The organism is Streptomyces sp. NPDC060027, from assembly GCF_042737005.1.
In the GTDB taxonomy this organism is placed as follows: domain Bacteria; phylum Actinomycetota; class Actinomycetes; order Streptomycetales; family Streptomycetaceae; genus Streptomyces.
This window is the reverse complement of sequence record NZ_JBHWVI010000010.1, coordinates 65,448-84,322: the sequence shown is the minus strand read 5'-3', so window position 1 is coordinate 84,322 and position 18,875 is coordinate 65,448. Positions and strand designations below refer to the sequence as shown.

Annotated in this window: 16 protein-coding genes; 15 read left to right on the top strand and 1 reads right to left on the bottom strand. The window is 70.1% G+C overall.

Annotated elements, in window-relative coordinates; genetic code table 11:
• Window positions 1–171: 171 nt before the first annotated feature.
• The gene (locus tag ACFWBT_RS04640; RefSeq protein WP_385695838.1) at window positions 172–597 is read left to right on the top strand and encodes a Rieske (2Fe-2S) protein; all 426 of its coding nucleotides are present in this window, start codon (window positions 172–174) and stop codon (window positions 595–597) included.
• Window positions 598–645: 48 nt separating this feature from the next.
• On the opposite strand, the gene ACFWBT_RS04635 is transcribed toward ACFWBT_RS04640, so the two are convergent.
• Window positions 646–1,593 carry a hypothetical protein gene (locus ACFWBT_RS04635; protein ID WP_385695835.1) on the bottom strand — a complete coding sequence of 316 codons (948 nt, stop codon included), beginning with the start codon at window positions 1,591–1,593 and terminating at the stop codon, window positions 646–648.
• Window positions 1,594–1,825: 232 nt separating this feature from the next.
• On the opposite strand from ACFWBT_RS04635, the gene ACFWBT_RS04630 reads away from it, so the two are divergent.
• The 14 genes from ACFWBT_RS04630 (at window position 1,826) to ACFWBT_RS04565 (ending at window position 18,848) form a co-directional block, all read left to right on the top strand.
• Window positions 1,826–2,197 carry a hypothetical protein gene (locus ACFWBT_RS04630; RefSeq protein ID WP_385695833.1) on the top strand — a complete coding sequence of 124 codons (372 nt, stop codon included), beginning with the start codon at window positions 1,826–1,828 and terminating at the stop codon, window positions 2,195–2,197.
• 80 nt (window positions 2,198–2,277) lie between these two features.
• On the top strand, window positions 2,278–4,566 hold the full coding sequence (gene uvrC, locus ACFWBT_RS04625) for an excinuclease ABC subunit UvrC (RefSeq protein WP_385695830.1): 2,289 nt from the start codon (window positions 2,278–2,280) through the stop codon (window positions 4,564–4,566).
• Window positions 4,563–5,582 (top strand): RNase adapter RapZ, encoded by a 1,020-nt coding sequence (gene rapZ / locus ACFWBT_RS04620; RefSeq protein ID WP_385695827.1) that lies wholly within the window; start codon window positions 4,563–4,565, stop codon window positions 5,580–5,582. The genes uvrC and rapZ overlap by 4 nt, the downstream gene beginning before the upstream one ends.
• Window positions 5,579–6,649: a uridine diphosphate-N-acetylglucosamine-binding protein YvcK gene (gene yvcK / locus ACFWBT_RS04615; RefSeq protein ID WP_385695824.1), complete on the top strand. Its 1,071-nt coding sequence runs from the start codon at window positions 5,579–5,581 to the stop codon at window positions 6,647–6,649. The genes rapZ and yvcK overlap by 4 nt, the downstream gene beginning before the upstream one ends.
• Window positions 6,640–7,629 (top strand): DNA-binding protein WhiA, encoded by a 990-nt coding sequence (gene whiA / locus ACFWBT_RS04610; protein WP_266757464.1) that lies wholly within the window; start codon window positions 6,640–6,642, stop codon window positions 7,627–7,629. Before yvcK ends, whiA begins: the two co-directional genes overlap by 10 nt.
• 191 nt (window positions 7,630–7,820) lie before the next feature.
• Window positions 7,821–10,778, top strand: a complete 2,958-nt coding sequence (locus tag ACFWBT_RS04605) for a M14 family zinc carboxypeptidase (RefSeq protein WP_385695821.1) — start codon at window positions 7,821–7,823, stop codon at window positions 10,776–10,778.
• 191 nt (window positions 10,779–10,969) lie between these two features.
• The gene (gene gap / locus ACFWBT_RS04600) at window positions 10,970–11,980 is read left to right on the top strand and encodes a type I glyceraldehyde-3-phosphate dehydrogenase (protein WP_266757460.1); all 1,011 of its coding nucleotides are present in this window, start codon (window positions 10,970–10,972) and stop codon (window positions 11,978–11,980) included.
• Between the two features lie 128 nt (window positions 11,981–12,108).
• On the top strand, window positions 12,109–13,320 hold the full coding sequence (locus ACFWBT_RS04595) for a phosphoglycerate kinase (RefSeq protein ID WP_385695817.1): 1,212 nt from the start codon (window positions 12,109–12,111) through the stop codon (window positions 13,318–13,320).
• A 5-nt stretch (window positions 13,321–13,325) separates the two neighbouring features.
• The gene (tpiA, locus tag ACFWBT_RS04590; RefSeq protein ID WP_385695814.1) at window positions 13,326–14,102 is read left to right on the top strand and encodes a triose-phosphate isomerase; all 777 of its coding nucleotides are present in this window, start codon (window positions 13,326–13,328) and stop codon (window positions 14,100–14,102) included.
• Window positions 14,103–14,200: 98 nt separating this feature from the next.
• Window positions 14,201–14,437, top strand: a complete 237-nt coding sequence (secG, locus tag ACFWBT_RS04585; RefSeq protein ID WP_261703385.1) for a preprotein translocase subunit SecG — start codon at window positions 14,201–14,203, stop codon at window positions 14,435–14,437.
• Window positions 14,438–14,674: 237 nt separating this feature from the next.
• Window positions 14,675–15,010 carry an RNA polymerase-binding protein RbpA gene (locus ACFWBT_RS04580; RefSeq protein WP_003957010.1) on the top strand — a complete coding sequence of 112 codons (336 nt, stop codon included), beginning with the start codon at window positions 14,675–14,677 and terminating at the stop codon, window positions 15,008–15,010.
• Window positions 15,011–15,690: 680 nt separating this feature from the next.
• Window positions 15,691–17,343: a glucose-6-phosphate isomerase gene (gene pgi, locus ACFWBT_RS04575; protein ID WP_385695811.1), complete on the top strand. Its 1,653-nt coding sequence runs from the start codon at window positions 15,691–15,693 to the stop codon at window positions 17,341–17,343.
• Between the two features lie 7 nt (window positions 17,344–17,350).
• Window positions 17,351–18,229: a phosphogluconate dehydrogenase (NAD(+)-dependent, decarboxylating) gene (gene gnd, locus ACFWBT_RS04570; RefSeq protein ID WP_385695808.1), complete on the top strand. Its 879-nt coding sequence runs from the start codon at window positions 17,351–17,353 to the stop codon at window positions 18,227–18,229.
• A 7-nt stretch (window positions 18,230–18,236) separates the two neighbouring features.
• Window positions 18,237–18,848 (top strand): histidine phosphatase family protein, encoded by a 612-nt coding sequence (locus ACFWBT_RS04565; RefSeq protein WP_385695805.1) that lies wholly within the window; start codon window positions 18,237–18,239, stop codon window positions 18,846–18,848.
• Window positions 18,849–18,875: the final 27 nt, after the last annotated feature.

The following is an 18,875-nucleotide window of genomic DNA, read 5'->3' as shown; positions in this document are numbered from 1 at the left end:
CGTCTGCGCGTAAGCGTTTACGTCCTCAGTCCCGCCGGGCCCGCCCCGCCTGGAGCGGAATGATCTGTACCGGTATCGTCGATGCGTGACTCCTCGGTGGCCCGCCGGTGGAATGTCCGCTGCCGCGCTCGGCGGAGTCGCCGTGAAACCGCCTCGACCAGGGGAGATGCCATGTCCGGCCGTACGACCGCGAGCCGTCGTACCGTCCTGCGGGGAGCGGCGCTCACCCCGGTCGCCGGGCTCGGCCTCGCCGCGTGCTCCGGCGGCAGCGGCGGCGGAGGCCCCGCGGCGCCGACCGCCCCCGTCGTGCTGGGTGCGGAGAGCGAGGTCGCCAAGGGCGGTGCTCAGCTCTACCAGGACCAGAACGTCGTGGTCAGCCGCGCCGGGAACGGTTCGCTCAAGGCCTTCAGTTCGATCTGCACCCATGCGGGGTGCGCCATCAACAATCTGGAGGGCACGACGCTGGTGTGCCCGTGCCACGGCAGTGAGTTCGACGCCACGACGGGCATGGTGCTGCGGGCGCCGGCCACCGTGCCGCTCGACGAGCTGTCCGTCGAGGCGAAGGACGGGAAGATCGTCGCCGGGCCGGGCGCCTGAGCCGAGGCGCGGGCCGGACCGATCCGGCGCCCGCGGCCGGGCGGGCGGTCAGTCCCAGTCCCAGCCGATCCCCACGATCCCCGACCGCACGCGCGGCTCGACCAGGTGCACCGAGCGGTGGCGGCCGCTCAGCGCCAGTTCCTGGCGGCCACTGCGCGGCGCGGCCGCCGAGTGCTGGGTGAAGCGGTGGCAGCGCACGGGCAGCGCGTTCTCCGTGAAGTGCACCTGGAGTGCGTACTGTCCGCCCGCGAAGCCGAACCCGCGGACGTACTCGCTGGACGTCCCCGCCGTACCGTCCTCGACGCCGTAGCGGAAGAGGAACGTATCGCCTGCCCGTAGCCGGGTGTCGAAGAGCAGTTCGGCGACGAGCACACCGGTGTCGCGGTGCCAGCGCACCCGGCCCGTACGGCAGTTCTCCAGGGCCCGGACCGTCGTAAGCTCCGGCGCGCATCCGGGGTCGCCGTGGTGGATGGCCATATAGCGGTCCACGCCGTCCTTGTGGGCGCGCACTATGTGGTGCGACTCGCGGCCCAGCAGTTCGCGATGGGCGCCTATGTGGACCCGCTCGTGATGGCCGATGGTGTGCAGACCGCCGTCTAGCGGTGACTCCAGCTCGGTCAGCAGCCGTTCGAGGACACCGGAGGCCTCCACCAGGGAGCGGTACGAACGCCCCGTCGGACGCTCGGGGTCCGAGCGCTCCTCGGCCTTGGCCAGCAGCCTGATCAGTGACTCGTCGGGCAGCTGGAGGATCTCCTCCAGGGCGCGCACGGCCCGCAGCGACTCGGGCCGCTGGGGGCGCCGGGCGCCCTGCTGCCAGTAACTCAGGCTCGTCACCCCGACCTTGACGCCGTAGCGCGACAGATGGTGCTGGACGCGTTGCAGCGGCAGTCCGCGGGCGGCGATCGCGGCGCGCAGCGCGACATGGAAGGGGCCGCCCCGCAGGGCCGTCTCCAGTTCCGCCGTGGCGACGTCCGCGTGCTGTGTGCCGTGCCGCATGCAGGGGGCCTTTCTGTGGATGTTCACTACGGCTGGTCAGGCCGTTCGTGCGGGTCGGGGCCGCCCGGTGGGCGCGCGGGGGCTGTTCACCCGCGGGTTTCGCCGTTCACGCCCCGAGTTCCCCCGCATTGAAGCGTGTTGACCAAGTCCCGACAACACCTGATGCTCAACATGCCTCACCGCAGCCCCGGACGTGCTCCGTCCCTCCTCGACCCCACCCGGGAGCAACTCGATGCGCCACGGACGACGACTGGTCGCTCTCGCCGCGGTTCTGGCCGCCCTGGGCGCCGCCCCGGCGGCCGCGGCCGCCGGGCGCGCGGACGAGCACCCCGGTGCCCCGGTGGTCGCGGACAGGATCCCGGGCACCGGGTCCCCGCGGCTCGGCGCGGCGACGGGACACGGCGCACCGCGGAACGGGCGCGGAGCCCACCGGGACGGCCGGGGCCCGGGCGAGGACAAGGGAGCCGGGCGCGAAGGGGCCCCTGCCGACGGTGCCGACCGGACCGACCCCTTCGTCGTGGCCGCGTCGGCACTGGCCGGCGTCGGAGCCCTCGTCGCGCTCGTCCTGAGCGTCTCGCGGGCTCTGCGCCGACGCCGCGGCTGACACCGCGAGGGCTGTGCCTCCGTCCACAGGCGGGCCGGGAGCCGACCGCGCTGTCGGCCCGCGCCAGTAGGGTGTGTGGCATGGCCGACCCCTCCAGCTACCGCCCCAAGCCGGGACAGATCCCGGACTCTCCCGGGGTGTACAAATTCCGCGACGAGCACCGCCGGGTGATCTACGTCGGAAAGGCGAAGAGCCTGCGCCAGCGCCTGGCGAGCTACTTCCAGGACCTGGCGAATCTCCACCCGCGCACCCGCACCATGGTGACCACGGCCGCGTCGGTGGAGTGGACGGTCGTGTCCACGGAGGTCGAGGCCCTTCAGCTGGAGTACTCCTGGATCAAGGAGTACGACCCCCGTTTCAACGTCAAGTACCGCGACGACAAGAGCTATCCCTACCTCGCGGTGACGATGAACGAGGAGTTCCCGCGGGTGCAGGTGATGCGCGGCCACAAGAAGAAGGGCGTGCGCTACTTCGGTCCCTACGGGCACGCGTGGGCCATCCGCGACACCGTCGACCTGCTGCTGCGCGTCTTCCCGGTCCGCACCTGCTCCGCGGGCGTCTTCAAGAACGCCTCCCGCACCGGCCGGCCCTGCCTCCTCGGTTACATCGGCAAGTGCTCCGCCCCCTGCGTCGGACGGGTCACGCCCGAGGAGCACCGCGAGCTGGCCGAGGAGTTCTGCGACTTCATGGCGGGCCGTACGGGGACGTACATCCGCCGTCAGGAACAGCAGATGACGGACGCCGCCGAGGAGATGGAGTACGAGCGCGCGGCCCGGCTGCGCGACGACATCGAGGCCCTGAAGAAGGCCATGGAGAAGAGCGCGGTCGTGCTCGCCGACGCGACCGACGCCGACCTCATCGCCGTCGCCGAGGACGAGCTGGAAGCCGCGGTGCAGATCTTCCACGTGCGCGGCGGACGTGTGCGGGGCCAGCGGGGCTGGGTCACGGACAAGGTCGAGGCGGTCACCACCGGTGACCTCGTCGAACACGCGCTCCAGCAGCTCTACGGCGAGGAGACGGGCGACTCCGTCCCCAAGGAAGTGCTCGTCCCGGCGCTGCCCGAGCCGGTGGAGCCCGTTCAGGAGTGGCTCACCGCACGCCGCGGGTCGAACGTGTCGCTCCGCATCCCGCAGCGCGGCGACAAGAAGGCGCTCATGGAGACCGTGCAGCGCAACGCCCTCCAGGCGCTCGGTCTGCACAAGACCAAGCGCGCCTCCGACCTGACCACCCGCTCGCGTGCCCTGGAGGAGATCGCCGAGGCGCTCGACCTGGACAGCGCGCCCCTGCGGATCGAGTGCTACGACATCTCGCACCTCCAGGGCGACGACGTCGTGGCGTCCATGGTGGTCTTCGAGGACGGGCTCCAGCGCAAGAGCGAGTACCGGCGCTTCCAGATCAAGGGCTTCGCGGGCCAGGACGACGTCCGCTCCATGCACGAGGTGATCACCCGCCGCTTCAAGCGCTACCTCGTCGAGAAGGAGAAGACGGGGGAGTGGACGGACGGCCAGGACGCCTCTTCGGAGACCGTCGCCCCGGGAGCCCCGGGAGCCCCGGGAGCCCCGGTCTCCGGGACCTCCGCCTCCGGGACCTCCGCCTCTCAGACTCCGGCCTCCCAGGCTCCGGTCTCCGGGACTCCGGCCTCCCAGGCTCCGGTCTCCGGGACCCCGGCCTCCCAGGCTCCGGTCTCCGGGACCCCGGCCTCCCAGGCTCCGGTCTCCGGGACCACGCTCACCGAGGACCCTCTCTCCGTGAGTGCCTTCTCCGAGGACGACGGCCGCCCCAAGCGCTTCGCCTACCCTCCTCAGCTCGTCGTCGTCGACGGCGGCCGGCCACAGGTCGCCGCCGCCCAGAGGGCCCTCGACGAGCTCGGCATCGACGACATCGTCGTGTGCGGACTCGCCAAGCGCCTGGAGGAGGTGTGGCTGCCGGACGAGAACGACCCGGTGGTCCTGCCGCGTACCAGCGAGGGCCTGTACCTGCTCCAGCGGGTCCGGGACGAGGCCCACCGCTTCGCGATCACCTACCAGCGCGCCAAGCGGGCCAAGCGCTTCCGGGCGGGCCCCCTGGACGATGTGCCGGGCCTCGGCGAGTCGCGCAAACAGGCACTGATCAAACACTTCGGTTCGGTGAAGAGGCTGCGGTCCGCGACGATCGACCAGATCTGCGAGGTTCCCGGCATAGGCCGAAAGACGGCGGAGACCATCGCCGTGGCCCTCGCCCAGGCGGCTCCGGCCGCACCCGCCGTGAACACGGCGACTGGCGAGATCATGGAAGACGACGAAGACGTGGCGCCCGAGACGACGGCGGGCACCGCGGAGGAGCCCGTGACCGCGGGCGCCTCGGACGAGCGACGGGGGCAGGAGACATGACCGAGAACGACGCGCGTGAAGCGGAACGGCCGGCGCAGGGCCAGGAAGAACACAAGGAAGCAAGCGAAGATCACGCGGAGCGGGAAGCACCACGGGAAGACGGAGCACAAGTGGGTACGGGCATCGAGACCGCGGGGACCGGAGTCCCGGACGCGGCCATTCCCGAGCTGGTGATCATCTCCGGTATGTCCGGAGCCGGCCGGTCCACGGCCGCCAAGTGTCTGGAGGACCTCGGCTGGTTCGTCGTCGACAACCTGCCGCCCGCCCTGATCCCCACCATGGTGGAGCTCGGCGCCCGCTCCCAGGGCAACGTGGCACGGATCGCGGTCGTCGTCGACGTGCGCGGCCGCCGGTTCTTCGACAACCTCCGCGAATCCCTCGCCGACCTGGAGTCCAAGCACGTCACCCGGCGGATCGTCTTCCTGGAGTCCTCGGACGAGGCCCTGGTGCGCCGCTTCGAGTCCGTCCGCCGACCGCACCCCCTCCAGGGCGACGGCCGCATCGTGGACGGCATCGCCGCCGAGCGCGAGCTGCTGCGCGAGCTGCGCGGTGACGCCGACCTGGTCATCGACACCTCCAGCCTGAACGTGCACGAGCTGCGCGCCAAGATGGACGCCCAGTTCGCGGGCGAGGAGGAGCCCGAGCTGCGGGCCACCGTCATGTCCTTCGGCTTCAAGTACGGCCTCCCGGTCGACGCCGACCTGGTCGTGGACATGCGCTTCCTCCCCAACCCGCACTGGGTCCCCGAGCTGCGCCCCTTCACCGGCCTGAACGAGGAGGTCTCGGCGTACGTCTTCAACCAGCCCGGGGCCAAGGAGTTCCTCGACCGCTACGCCGAGCTGCTCCAGCTCATCGCCGCCGGATACCGGCGCGAGGGCAAGCGCTATGTGACCATCGCGGTCGGCTGTACCGGCGGCAAGCACCGCTCGGTGGCGACCGCCGAGAAGCTCGCCGCCCGTCTCGTATCCCAGGGCGTGGAGACCGTGAAGGTGCATCGGGACATGGGGCGCGAGTGACCGGACGTACCACCCTGCGGCTGAACAGGCTCCGCCGGGAGACCCCCGGGGAACGCGCCGGACGGCCGGTCGCGGCGCGCGGTGCCAAGCCGCGCCGCCGTGGCGCCCAGCCCAAGGTCGTCGCCCTCGGCGGCGGCATGGGGCTGTCCGCCTCGCTCGCCGCGCTGCGCCGGATCACCGGAGACCTCACCGCCGTCGTCACCGTGGCCGACGACGGCGGCTCCAGCGGGCGCCTGCGCGACGAGCTGGGCGTTCTCCCGCCCGGTGATCTGCGCAAGGCGCTGGCGGCGCTGTGCGGCGACGACGACTGGGGCCAGACCTGGGCCCGGGTCATCCAGCACCGCTTCCAGTCCAAGGGCGAGCTGCACGAACACGCGGTCGGCAATCTGCTGATCGTGGCCCTGTGGGAGCAGCTCGGCGACCACGTCCAGGCCCTGGACCTGGTCGGCAAGCTGCTGGGCGCGCACGGCCGGGTGCTCCCCATGTCCGCCGTGCCCCTGGAGCTCCAGGCCCTGGTCAAGGGGCACGACCCGGACCGGCCCGACGAGGTCGACACGGTCCGGGGCCAGGCGAACGTGGCGCTCACCACCGGTGAGGTCCAGTCCGTGCACGTCGTACCGCACGATCCGCCGGCCGTGCCCGAGGCAGTGGCCGCGGTCCTCGACGCGGACTGGGTGGTCCTCGGCCCCGGCTCCTGGTTCTCCTCGGTCATCCCGCATCTGCTGGTGCCCGAACTCCTGGACGCCCTCATCCAGACGAAGGCGCGCCGGGTACTCTCCCTTAACCTCGCCCCGCAGCCCGGAGAAACCGAAGGCTTCTCCCCGCAGCGTCATTTGGAGGTTTTGGGACGACACGCCCCTAAACTCGCCCTGGACGTGGTGCTGGCCGACGTGGCCGCCGTGCCCGACCGCGACTCTCTCGTCGACGCCGCCAAGCGGTTCGGCGCCGCGGTCGAGCTGGCGCCGGTGGCCCGGACCGACGGATCTCCGCGGCACGACCCGGAGCTGTTGGCCGCCGCGTACGACCGTATTTTTCGGATGCATGGAAGGATCGGCCCATGGCGATGACGGCAGCGGTGAAGGATGAGATTTCCCGGCTTCCCGTCACCCGGACGTGCTGCAGGAAGGCGGAGGTCTCCGCCATTCTGCGGTTCGCGGGCGGCCTTCACCTGGTGAGCGGCCGGATCGTGATCGAGGCGGAGCTGGACACCGCGATGGCGGCGCGCCGCCTGAAGCGCGACATTCTGGAGATCTTCGGCCACAGCTCCGAACTGATCGTGATGGCGCCCGGCGGACTGCGCCGAGGCTCGCGCTACGTCGTGCGCGTCGTCGCGGGCGGCGACCAGCTGGCCCGCCAGACCGGGCTCGTGGACGGCCGGGGCCGCCCGATCCGCGGGCTGCCGCCGCAGGTGGTCTCGGGGGCCACCTGCGACGCCGAGGCGGCCTGGCGGGGGGCGTTCCTGGCCCACGGCTCGCTCACCGAGCCCGGCCGCTCCTCGTCCCTGGAGGTGACCTGCCCGGGACCGGAGGCAGCGCTCGCGCTGGTCGGCGCCGCCCGCCGGCTGTCGATCGCGGCGAAGGCCCGCGAGGTGCGCGGGGTGGACCGCGTGGTCGTCCGCGACGGGGACGCGATCGGCGCGCTGCTGACCCGTCTCGGCGCGCACGAGTCGGTGCTGGCCTGGGAGGAGCGGCGGATGCGCCGCGAGGTCCGCGCCACGGCGAACCGGCTCGCCAACTTCGACGACGCCAACCTGCGCCGCTCGGCGCGCGCCGCCGTCGCCGCCGGGGCCCGCGTCCAGCGCGCCCTGGAGATCCTCGCCGACGAGGTGCCGGAGCATCTCGCCGCCGCCGGACGGCTGCGCATGGAGCACAAGCAGGCCTCTCTGGAGGAGCTCGGCGCCCTCGCCGACCCGCCGCTGACCAAGGACGCCGTCGCGGGCCGTATCCGCCGGCTGCTGGCGATGGCCGACAAGCGGGCCCAGGACCTCGGCATTCCCGGGACGGAGTCGAACCTGTCCGAGGAGATGGCGGACAACCTCGCGGGCTGACCCGGCCGCCGCGACACGCCGTGCACGACGTGCGGGACGACCTGACGGAAGCTCAATACGCCGGTGCCGACACCCACTTGGGTGATCGGCACCGGCGTCCGTCCTTCGGCGAGGCGCCCTTGACTTGACCATGAAGTGTCATGAGCCTGGCATCTGTTCGCTGCTGTGGCGGACCAGTGCAAGGGGGGCTCATGAGACGAAGAGCGAGCGCGATCCTCGCTACCGGCGCGCTCCTGCTGGGCGGTGCGGCGATGGCGCCCATCGCCCGGGCGCAGAACGACAGTTCACCCAAGCCCGACGCGAACGCCGTGAAGGTGTTCCGCGCGGAGGTCACGAAGCAGCAGGTACCCCTGCTGCTCGCGGCCGGCCAGGACGGTCACGAACTCGGCGACGCGACGTGGAAGAACGGCCGGAGCACGGTCGAGGTCTACGTCACGGACAAGCAGGCCCGGAAGCTGGAGAAGCAGGGCGTCGACCTCACCGAGCACACGCTCTCCGCCAAGGCCGAGAACCGGGTCGAGGACGCTGCCCAGGGAGTGTTCCGCCCGTACAGCGGGAAGGGCAACCTCCAGGAGGAGATCATCAGGACGGGTGAGGCCAACCCCGGCCTGACCAAGGTCGTCTCCATCGGCAAGACCGTGAACGGCCAGGACATCCTCGCGCTCAAACTGACCAAGGGCGCGAAGAAGTCCAAGGACGGCGCCAAGCCGTCGGTGCTGTACATGTCCAACCAGCACGCGCGCGAGTGGATCACGCCCGAGATGACGCGGCGGCTGATGCACTACTACCTGGACAACTACGCGACCGACAAACGCGTCAAGAAGATCGTCGACTCCACCGAGCTGTGGTTCGTGCTGTCCGCCAACCCCGACGGCTACGACTACACGTTCCAGGACGAGGACACCCGTCAGTGGCGCAAGAACCTGCGGGACGTCAACGGCGACGGCGTCATCTCCACCGGTGACGGCGTCGACCTCAACCGCAACTTCGCCTACAAGTGGGGCTACGACGACGAGGGATCGTCGCCGAACCCCACCAGTGAGACCTACCGCGGCACGAGTCCGGCCTCCGAGCCGGAGACCAAGGCCCTGGACGCCTTTGAGAAGCGCGTCGGCTTCGCGTACGGCATCAACTACCACTCCGCCGCGGAACTGCTGCTCTACGGAGTGGGCTGGCAGGTGGCGACGCCGACCCCGGACGACGTGCTCTACAAGGCGCTCGCCGGAACTCCCGAGAACTCGGCGATCCCGGGCTACCACCCCCAGGTCTCCTCGGAGCTCTACACCACCAACGGCGAGGCGGACGGCCACGCGGGCAACGTCAACGGCACGGCGTTGTTCACCCCCGAGATGTCGACCTGCCAGACCGTGTCGGACCTCGACCCGGACGACGCCTGGAACGCGGCGGACTGCGCCTCCGTCTTCACCTTCCCGGACGACGAGAAGCTGATCGAGCAGGAGTTCGAGAAGAACGTCCCGTTCGCGCTCTCCGTCGCCGAGACGGCGGCCCACCCCGACCAGCCGTCCTCCTCGGTCGGCATCGCGGCCCCCGACTTCACCCCCGCCACCTTCTCCACGTCGTACTCCCGCGGCGCCGACCAGGAGATCTCCGTCGTCGCCCGCAGGTCCGTACGCGACAAGGAGCTCAAGTACTGCGTCAACGGCGGCCGTACGCTCGACATGGCGCTCAGGCGGTGGAAGGGCGGCGAGACCTACGGCGGCTACGACAACCTCTACTTCGACGAGTACCGCGCCAAGGTCAAGGACGGCGACCCCGGTGACAAGGTCGAGGTCTGGTTCACCGGCGAGACCAGGAAGGGAAGGCCCACCTCCGGCCCGCACTTCACGTACACCGTGGCCGAACGGCCGCGGGCCGACGTGCTCGTGGTCGCCGAGGAGGGCGCGGCCGCCACGCAGGCGCAGACGTACGTCGACGCGCTGAAGGCCAACGGCAGGAAGGCCCTCGTCTGGGACGTCGCCACCCAGGGCGCTCCGGACGCGCTCGGCGTCCTCGGCCACTTCGGGACCGTCGTCCACTACACGGGCGCCCTGCGGCCCGGCAACGCCACCCAGCTCCAGCTGCGGGCCTTCCTCAACGAGGGCGGCAAGCTGGTCGAGGCTGGCGAGCTCGCCGGCGGCAGCGTCGACCTCGGGGGCGGCACCCTCTCGAACGACTTCAGCCAGTACTACCTGGGCGCCTACTCCCGTACCTCAACCCCCGGCGCCAGCGGCTTCACCGGCTCGGGGAAGCTCGGCGGCGCCACGGGAACACTCGGCGCCGCGCCGGGCAACCCGCTGAACGCGGCCGGCACCTACGGCGTCACCTCGGACTCGCTCGCCGCCACGCAGTACCCGCAGTTCGCCTCCAGCGCGGGAGCGGGCCAGTTCACCGGGACCGTCAACCCGTACGGGCCGTACGCGGGCTCCTACATGGCCGCCGCGGTCCACACGGACGACGCCTACAAGCGCCTCACCCGCACCGTCGACCTCACCGGGGTCGGCGCGGCCGACAAGCCGACGCTCCGTTCCCAGGTCCTGTGGGACACCGAACCCGGCTACGACCACGCGGTCGTCGAGGTCCACACGACCGGCGCCGACGACTGGACCACGCTGCCCGAGGCGGGCGGTGCCACCTCGGCCACCGTTCCCACCGAGTGCGAGGCCGGCTTCCTCGCCCGGGAGCACCCGTGGATCAAGCACTACCTGACCGTGAACGCGGCCGGCTGCACCGGCACCGGCACCAGCGGCTCGTGGAACAGCCTCACCGGCGCCTCCAGCGGGTGGCAGCAGGTCGAGTTCGACCTGAGCGCGTACGCCGGCAAGTCGGTCGAGGTCTCGTTCAGCTACATCAGTGACCCGAGCGCGGGCGGCCACGGCCTCCTCGTCGACAACGCCTCCCTCGTCGTCGGCGGCACCGCCACCGAGACGGAGGGCTTCGAGTCGTCGTTCGGTGCCTGGAGCGTCGCCGGGCCTCCCGCGGGCAGCCCGGCCGTTCTGCGGAACTGGGCGCGCACGGGAGAGCTCTTCAAGACATACGGAGCGGTCACCACCGACGACTCCGTACTGCTGGGCTTCGGCCTGGAACACGTCACCGCGGCGGCCGACCGCGCGGCTCTGATCGGAAAGGCGCTCTCGGCACTGCGCAGCTGACTGCGTGTGACCATCGCCTGAACGGCGTGGGTGATCCGTACCCCTACTGGCGGGTACGGATCGCCCTGCCGTGTATGGCCCTACTCGATGTCACTCCGGGGGCTCCAGGGAGGTAGGGTCGGAGGCGGTCGGGGACATCCCATACAACTCGCCGACATCTGAGTCGGCGTACCTAACGAGGAGATCGGTTCGTGACGATCCGCGTAGGCATCAACGGCTTTGGCCGCATCGGTCGTAACTACTTCCGCGCGCTGCTGGAGCAGGGTGCTGACATCGAGATCGTGGCTGTCAACGACCTGGGTGACACCGCGACCACCGCCCACCTTCTGAAGTACGACACCATCCTGGGCCGCCTCAAGGCCGAGGTGTCGCACACCGCCGACACGATCACCGTCGACGGTCACACCATCAAGGTCCTGTCCGAGCGCAACCCCTCGGACATCCCGTGGGGCGAGCTGGGCGTCGACATCGTCATCGAGTCGACCGGCATCTTCACGAAGAAGGCCGACGCCGAGAAGCACATCGCCGGCGGCGCCAAGAAGGTCCTCATCTCGGCTCCGGCCAAGGACGAGGACATCACCATCGTGATGGGCGTCAACCAGGACAAGTACGACCCGGCGAACCACAACATCATCTCCAACGCCTCCTGCACCACCAACTGTGTGGCGCCGATGGCCAAGGTTCTCGACGAGAACTTCGGCATCGTCAAGGGCCTGATGACGACGGTTCACGCGTACACGAACGACCAGCGCATCCTGGACTTCCCGCACTCGGACCTGCGCCGCGCCCGCGCCGCCGCCGAGAACATCATCCCGACCACGACGGGTGCCGCGAAGGCCACCGCCCTGGTCCTCCCGCAGCTCAAGGGCAAGCTGGACGGCATCGCCATGCGCGTCCCGGTCCCGACCGGTTCGGCCACCGACCTGGTCGTGACGCTGCAGCGCGAGGTCACCAAGGACGAGGTCAACGCCGCGTTCAAGAAGGCCGCCGATGACGGCGACCTCAAGGGCTTCCTGGCGTACACCGAAGACCAGATCGTCTCCTCGGACATCGTCGGCGACCCGGCGTCCTGCACCTTCGACTCCTCCCTGACCATGGTCCAGGAGGGCAACACGGTGAAGATCCTCGGCTGGTACGACAACGAGTGGGGCTACTCCAACCGCCTCGTCGACCTCACGGTCTTCGTCGGCGGCCAGCTCTAATTCCCAGAGCAGGCACCTCGATGTGAGCCAGGGCTCGGGCAGCGCGACGCCGCGCTGTCCGGGCCCTGTGCTACGTAGTGATCGATCCGCCCTCTCGGATCTGAAGAGCCTTCCCTAGGAGTCCCTTTATGAAGACGATCGACGAGCTTCTCGCCGAAGGCGTGGACGGCAAGCGGGTCTTCGTCCGCGCCGACCTCAACGTCCCGCTGGCCGATGGCCTCATCACCGACGACGGCCGCATCCGCGCCGTCCTGCCCACCGTCAAGGCCCTGGCCGAGGCGGGCGCCAAGGTCATCGTCGCCTCGCACCTGGGCCGCCCCAAGGGCGCCCCGGACCCGGCCTTCTCCCTGCTCCAGCCCGCCGAGCGCCTCGGTGAACTGCTCGGCGCGCCGGTCGCGTTCGCGCAGGACACGGTCGGCCCCGCCGCCCACGACGCGGTGAACGGCCTGGAGCCCGGTCAGGTCGCGGTCATCGAGAACCTCCGCTTCAACGCCGGCGAGACGTCCAAGGACGACACCGAGCGCGGCGAGTTCGCCGACCGGCTCGCCGCCCTGGCCGATGTCTACGTGGGCGACGGCTTCGGCGCCGTGCACCGCAAGCACGCCTCGGTGTACGACCTCCCGGCCCGACTGCCGCACTACGCCGGCTACCTCATCGCCACCGAGGTCGGCGTCCTGAAGAAGCTCACCCAGGACGTCCGGCGGCCCTACGTCGTCGCGCTCGGCGGCTCCAAGGTCTCCGACAAGCTCGCCGTCATCGACCAGCTGCTCGGCAAGGCAGACCGCATCCTCATCGGCGGCGGCATGGCCTTCACCTTCCTCAAGGCCAAGGGCTACGAGGTCGGCAGCTCCCTCCTGCAGGAGGACCAGATCCCGGCCGTCACCGAGTACATGGAGCGCGCCGAGAAGCTGGGCGTCGAGCTGGTGCTCCCGGTCGACGTCGTGGTCGCCCCCGGATTCCCGGACCTGAAGGCCAAGGCGCCTACCGAGCACACCGCCGTCGACGCGGACCACATGCCCGAGGGGCAGCTGGGCCTGGACATCGGCCCGAAGACCGGTGCCCTGTACGCAGCCAAGCTCTCCGACGCCGAGACCGTGTTCTGGAACGGTCCCATGGGCGTCTTCGAGCACTCCGACTACGCCGAGGGCACCAAGGCGGTCGCCCAGGCCCTCGTCGAGTCCAAGGGTTTCACCGTCGTCGGCGGTGGTGACTCCGCAGCCGCGGTGCGCACCCTCGGTTTCGACGAGAACGCATTCGGCCACATCTCGACCGGCGGTGGCGCCTCCCTCGAATACCTCGAGGGCAAGACGCTCCCCGGCCTCGCCGCACTGGAGGACTGACCTAGATGAGCACGCGCACGCCGCTGATGGCGGGCAACTGGAAGATGAACCTCAACCACCTCGAGGCCATCGCGCACGTCCAGAAACTCGCCTTCGCCCTGGCGGACAAGGATTACGAGGCCTGCGAGGTCGCCGTCCTGCCGCCCTTCACCGACCTGCGCTCCGTGCAGACCCTGGTCGACGGCGACAAGCTCAAGATCAAGTACGGTGCCCAGGACCTCTCGGCGCAGGACTCCGGTGCCTACACCGGAGAGATCTCCGGCTCGATGCTGGCCAAGCTGAAGTGCACGTACGTGGCCGTCGGCCACTCCGAGCGCCGGCAGTACCACAACGAGACCGACGACGTCGTGAACGCCAAGGTCAAGGCCGCCTACAAGCACGGTCTGACCCCGATCCTGTGCGTCGGCGAGGAGCTGGACGTCCGCGAGGCGGGCAACCACGTCGCGCACACGCTCGCGCAGGTCGAGGGCGGTCTCAAGGACATCCCGGCCGAGCAGGCCGAGTCCGTCGTGATCGCGTACGAGCCCGTCTGGGCCATCGGCACCGGCAAGGTCTGCGGCGCCGACGACGCGCAGGAGGTCTGCGCCGCGATCCGTGCCAAGCTCGCCGAGCTGTACTCCCAGGAGCTGGCCGACCGGGTCCGCATCCAGTACGGCGGCTCGGTGAAGTCCGGAAACGTCGCCGAGATCATGGCGAAGCCCGACATCGACGGCGCTCTGGTCGGTGGCGCGTCGCTCGACGCCGACGAGTTCGTCAAGATCGCCCGGTTCCGCGACCAGTAAGTATGCGGTAGCGGCGATTCGTCGTACCCTTGCGGGGGTCTGGTGCCGTTGCACCGGGCCCCCGTCGTCCATCCAGTTCCGAGGAAGTTGGTCCAGCCGTGGTTTTGGGGTTCTCGATCGCCCTGATCGTCTTCAGCCTGCTGCTGATGCTGCTGGTGCTGATGCACAAGGGAAAGGGCGGCGGCCTGTCCGACATGTTCGGTGGCGGCATGCAGTCGTCCGTCGGCGGCTCCTCGGTCGCCGAGCGCAACCTCGACCGCATCACCCTGATGATCGGTCTGCTCTGGTTCGCGTGCATTGTCGTGCTCGGCGTGTTGATGAAGATCAACAACTGATCACCGCCCTACATCGGTACGGCAGCACAACTGCACATTACGCAAGCACATTCCGCACGTAAGGCCCCATGTCCGGTACGCGCCCTCAGGCGCGGCCTATCATGGGGCTTGCGTCTAGGGGTGGGGATGTAACTCCAATCACTGGACGCGCGTTGGGCCTTACGTAGACTGAGGCGGCTCGCAGCGAAGCGTCACGCCGACTCGCTTCGCGGCACCATCACGCAGGGAGTTACGACCGTGGCAAGTGGCAACGCGATCCGAGGAAGCCGGGTCGGGGCGGGGCCGATGGGTGAGGCCGAGCGCGGCGAGTCCGCGCCGCGGCTGCGCATCTCCTTCTGGTGCTCCAACGGACACGAGACGCAGCCCAGCTTCGCCAGCGACGCGCAGGTCCCCGACACCTGGGACTGCCCGCGCTGCGGCTTCCCCGCCGGACAGGACCGGGACAACCCGCCGGACCCGCCGCGCACCGAGCCGTACAAGACGCACCTCGCGTACGTGCGGGAGCGGCGCAGCGACGCGGACGGCGAGGCGATCCTCGCCGAGGCGCTCGCCAAACTGCGGGGCGAGATCTAGGACTTGAGAACCGGCCGGGCGCCCACAGGTGCCTGGCCGGAGCAGTTTCACGGCGCCCGAGCGACGGCTTCGCCAACGGGGCGAGGCCTCGTCGCCTGAGCCGCCGTGCCCGGATACCGGTGTCGTGCCCGGGTCTTGTTGCGCGCCGGGACGCGCGTCGGTGAGCGCCGGCGGCGTGGAACAGCCGTATGTGGGCCGGCGCGCGACGTGGGCCGTCGACACCGTGCGCGGCACGCTGGTCGCCTGTTCCGCCCTGGCCGTCGGGCTCGGGCACGCGTCGAACGGCCTGCTCATGAGCCCCGTGCCGCTGCTCGGCCCGATGAACAGGGTGCGGAACGTCAACCCGGGTCACGCTGATGCAGCAGCGCAGCCCGTAATCCATGGCGGGGGCGCGTCAGCCCGGCGCTCCGCACGGCCTCGGACTCGGGCGCCCCGCTCGGTGCCCTGCCGGGCGGCGCGGTCGCGGCGGCCTGCGGGCTGAACGGACCGGCACTGTTCGCGGCCCTGCCCATCGCCCTCGCCGTCATCGCGCTGATACCTGTGGTCGAGCGGGACGTATCTGTTGTCGAGCCGGAGGACGGCGCCACGACAGCTCACGTCCAGCCCTGATCAATTAGGTTGGGACCGGCAGCGGGGCAAGGTACGCAGCAGCACAGGCAGGAAGAAGGCGGAAGTCCGAGATGAACGCAGAAAGCCGTACCCGGCTCAACCACACGCCCGAGTGGACCGCTCTGGCCGAGCACCGCGATGAGCTCGCGGACACCCATCTGCGCGACCTGTTCGCGGCCGACCCCGGGCGCGGCTCCGGGTACTCGCTCCAGGTCGGCGATCTGCACGTCGACTACTCGAAGCACCTGGTCACCGACGAGACGCTGCGGCTGCTGCGCGAGCTGGCCGCGGCGACCGATGTGTTCGGGCTGCGGGACGCGATGTTCCGGGGCGAGAAGATCAACGTGACCGAGGACCGGGCGGTGCTGCACACCGCGCTGCGGGCGCCGCGGGACGCGGTGGTGGAGGTCGACGGGGAGAACGTCGTACCGGCCGTGCACGCGGTCCTGGACAAGATGGCGGGCTTCGCGGAGCGGGTCCGTTCGGGTGAGTGGACCGGGCACACCGGCAAGCGCATCAAGAACGTCGTGAACATCGGTATCGGCGGCTCGGACCTGGGTCCGGCGATGGCGTACGAGGTGCTGCGCCCGTTCACCGACCGTGGTCTGACGCTGCGGTTCGTGTCGAACGTGGACGGCGCCGACCTGCACGAGGCGGTGCGGGACCTGGACCCGGCGGAGACGCTGTTCATCATCGCCTCGAAGACGTTCACCACCATCGAGACGATCACCAACGCCACCTCCGCGCGCTCCTGGCTGCTGACGGAGCTGAAGGCCGGTCAGGAGGCGGTGGCGCGGCATTTCGTGGCGCTGTCGACGAATGCCGAGAAGGTCTCGGACTTCGGGATCGACACGGCCAACATGTTCGAGTTCTGGGACTGGGTCGGCGGCCGTTACTCCTACGACTCGGCGATCGGTCTGTCGCTGATGATCGCGATCGGTCCGGACCGGTTCCGGGAGATGCTCGACGGTTTCCATCTGGTCGACGAGCACTTCCGCACGGCTCCCGCCGAGGCCAACGTGCCGCTGCTGCTGGGTCTGCTGGGCGTCTGGTACGGCAACTTCCATGACGCGCAGTCGCACGCCGTCCTGCCGTACTCGCACTACCTGTCCAAGTTCACCGCTTATCTCCAGCAGTTGGACATGGAGTCCAACGGCAAGTCCGTGGACCGTGACGGCAATCCGGTGGAGTGGCAGACCGGCCCGGTGGTGTGGGGCACGCCCGGCACCAACGGCCAGCACGCCTACTACCAGTTGATCCACCAGGGCACCAAGCTGATCCCCGCCGACTTCATCGGCTTCGCCGAGCCGGTCGCCGACCTGCTGCCGGGTCTGGTCGCCCAGCACGACCTGTTGATGGCGAACTTCTTCGCCCAGACCCAGGCGCTGGCCTTCGGCAAGACCCCGGACGAGGTGCGTGCCGAGGGCGTTCCCGAGGAACTGGTGCCGCACAAGACGTTCCAGGGCAACCACCCCACGACCACGATCCTGGCGAAGGAACTGACCCCTTCGGTCCTCGGTCAGCTGATCGCCCTCTACGAGCACAAGGTGTTCGTCCAGGGCGCGATCTGGAACATCGACTCCTTCGACCAGTGGGGCGTCGAACTCGGCAAGGTGCTCGCCAAGCGCGTCGAACCCGCCCTGACCGAGGGCGCGGACGTCCCCGGCCTCGACCCCTCCACGGCCGCCCTCGTGGCCGCTTACCGCACTCTCCGGAAGAAGTGAACTGACCATGCAGCTCGGACTCATCGGCCTCGGCAAGATGGGCGGCAACATGCGCGAGCGGATACGCCGCGCGGGACACACCGTGATCGGCTACGACCGCAACCCGGACCTCGCCGACGTGCACAGCCTCACCGAACTCGTGGGCAGCCTCGAAGCCCCGCGCGTGGTCTGGGTGATGGTGCCGGCCGGCGCCCCCACCCAGACCGTCATCGACGAACTCGGCGACCTGCTGGAGGCCGGCGACACGGTCGTGGACGGCGGCAACTCCCGCTGGACCGACGACGAGAAGCACGCCGAGGAGCTGGCGGCCAAGGGCATCGGCTTCGTCGACGCGGGCGTCTCGGGCGGTGTGTGGGGCCTGGAGAACGGCTACGCGCTGATGGTCGGCGGCGACGCCGGGAACATCGCGAAGGTGCGGCCGGTCTTCGACGCGCTCAAGCCGGAGGGCGACTTCGGCTTCGTGCACGCCGGCAAGGTGGGCGCGGGCCACTTCTCCAAGATGGTCCACAACGGCATCGAGTACGCCATGATGCAGGCGTACGCCGAGGGCTGGGAGCTCCTGGAGAAGGTCGACTCGGTCACCGATGTACGTGAGGTGTTCCGCTCCTGGCAGGAGGGCACCGTGATCCGCTCCTGGCTGCTCGACCTCGCGGTCAACGCCCTGGACGGCGACGAGCACCTGGACAAGCTGCGCGGCTACGCGGAGGACTCCGGCGAGGGCCGCTGGACCGTCGAGGCGGCCATCGACAACGCCGTACCACTGCCCGCGATCACGGCGTCCCTCTTCGCGCGCTTCGCGTCCCGTCAGGACGACTCGCCGCAGATGAAGATGATCGCGGCGCTGCGCAACCAGTTCGGCGGCCACGCCGTCGAGTCGGCGAAGTAGGCGGACCATGGGCGACCTCATCCTGGTCCGCCACGGAGAGACCGAGTGGACCCTGACGGGACAGCACACCAGCTGGACCGACCTTCCGCTCACCTCGCACGGCGAGGAACAGGCCAAGTCCCTGGCCCCGTTCTTCGCGGGGACCACCTTCGCCCAGGTCCTCACCAGTCCCCTCGACCGCGCGGTACGGACCGCCGAGCTCGCGGGCCTGTCCGGCGGGCGGATCGACCCCGATCTGCACGAGTGGGACTACGGCGGCTACGAGGGGATCACCACCCGCGCCATCCACCGGGACCGGCCCGACTGGGTGCTCTGGAACGACGGGGTGCCGCCCGGCCCGGACGGCCACCCCGGCGAATCACCGCGGGAAGTGGGGGTGCGCGCCGACCGGGTGCTCTCCCGGGTGGACGCCGCGCTCTGCAACCACCCCGGTGATGTGGTGCTGGTGGCGCACGCGCACTTCCTGCGCGTCCTGACGGCCCGCCGGCTGGGGTTGCCGCCCGAGTCGGGGCGGCTGTTCCAGCTCGCGACCGGGACCGTCAGCCGGCTCTCCACCGAGCACGGCGATCCGGTGATCGCCACGTGGAACGAGCCGGGAACTTCCGTCGCGGCCCGCTAGTTTCTACGTTGCTGTAGAAACCGAAGA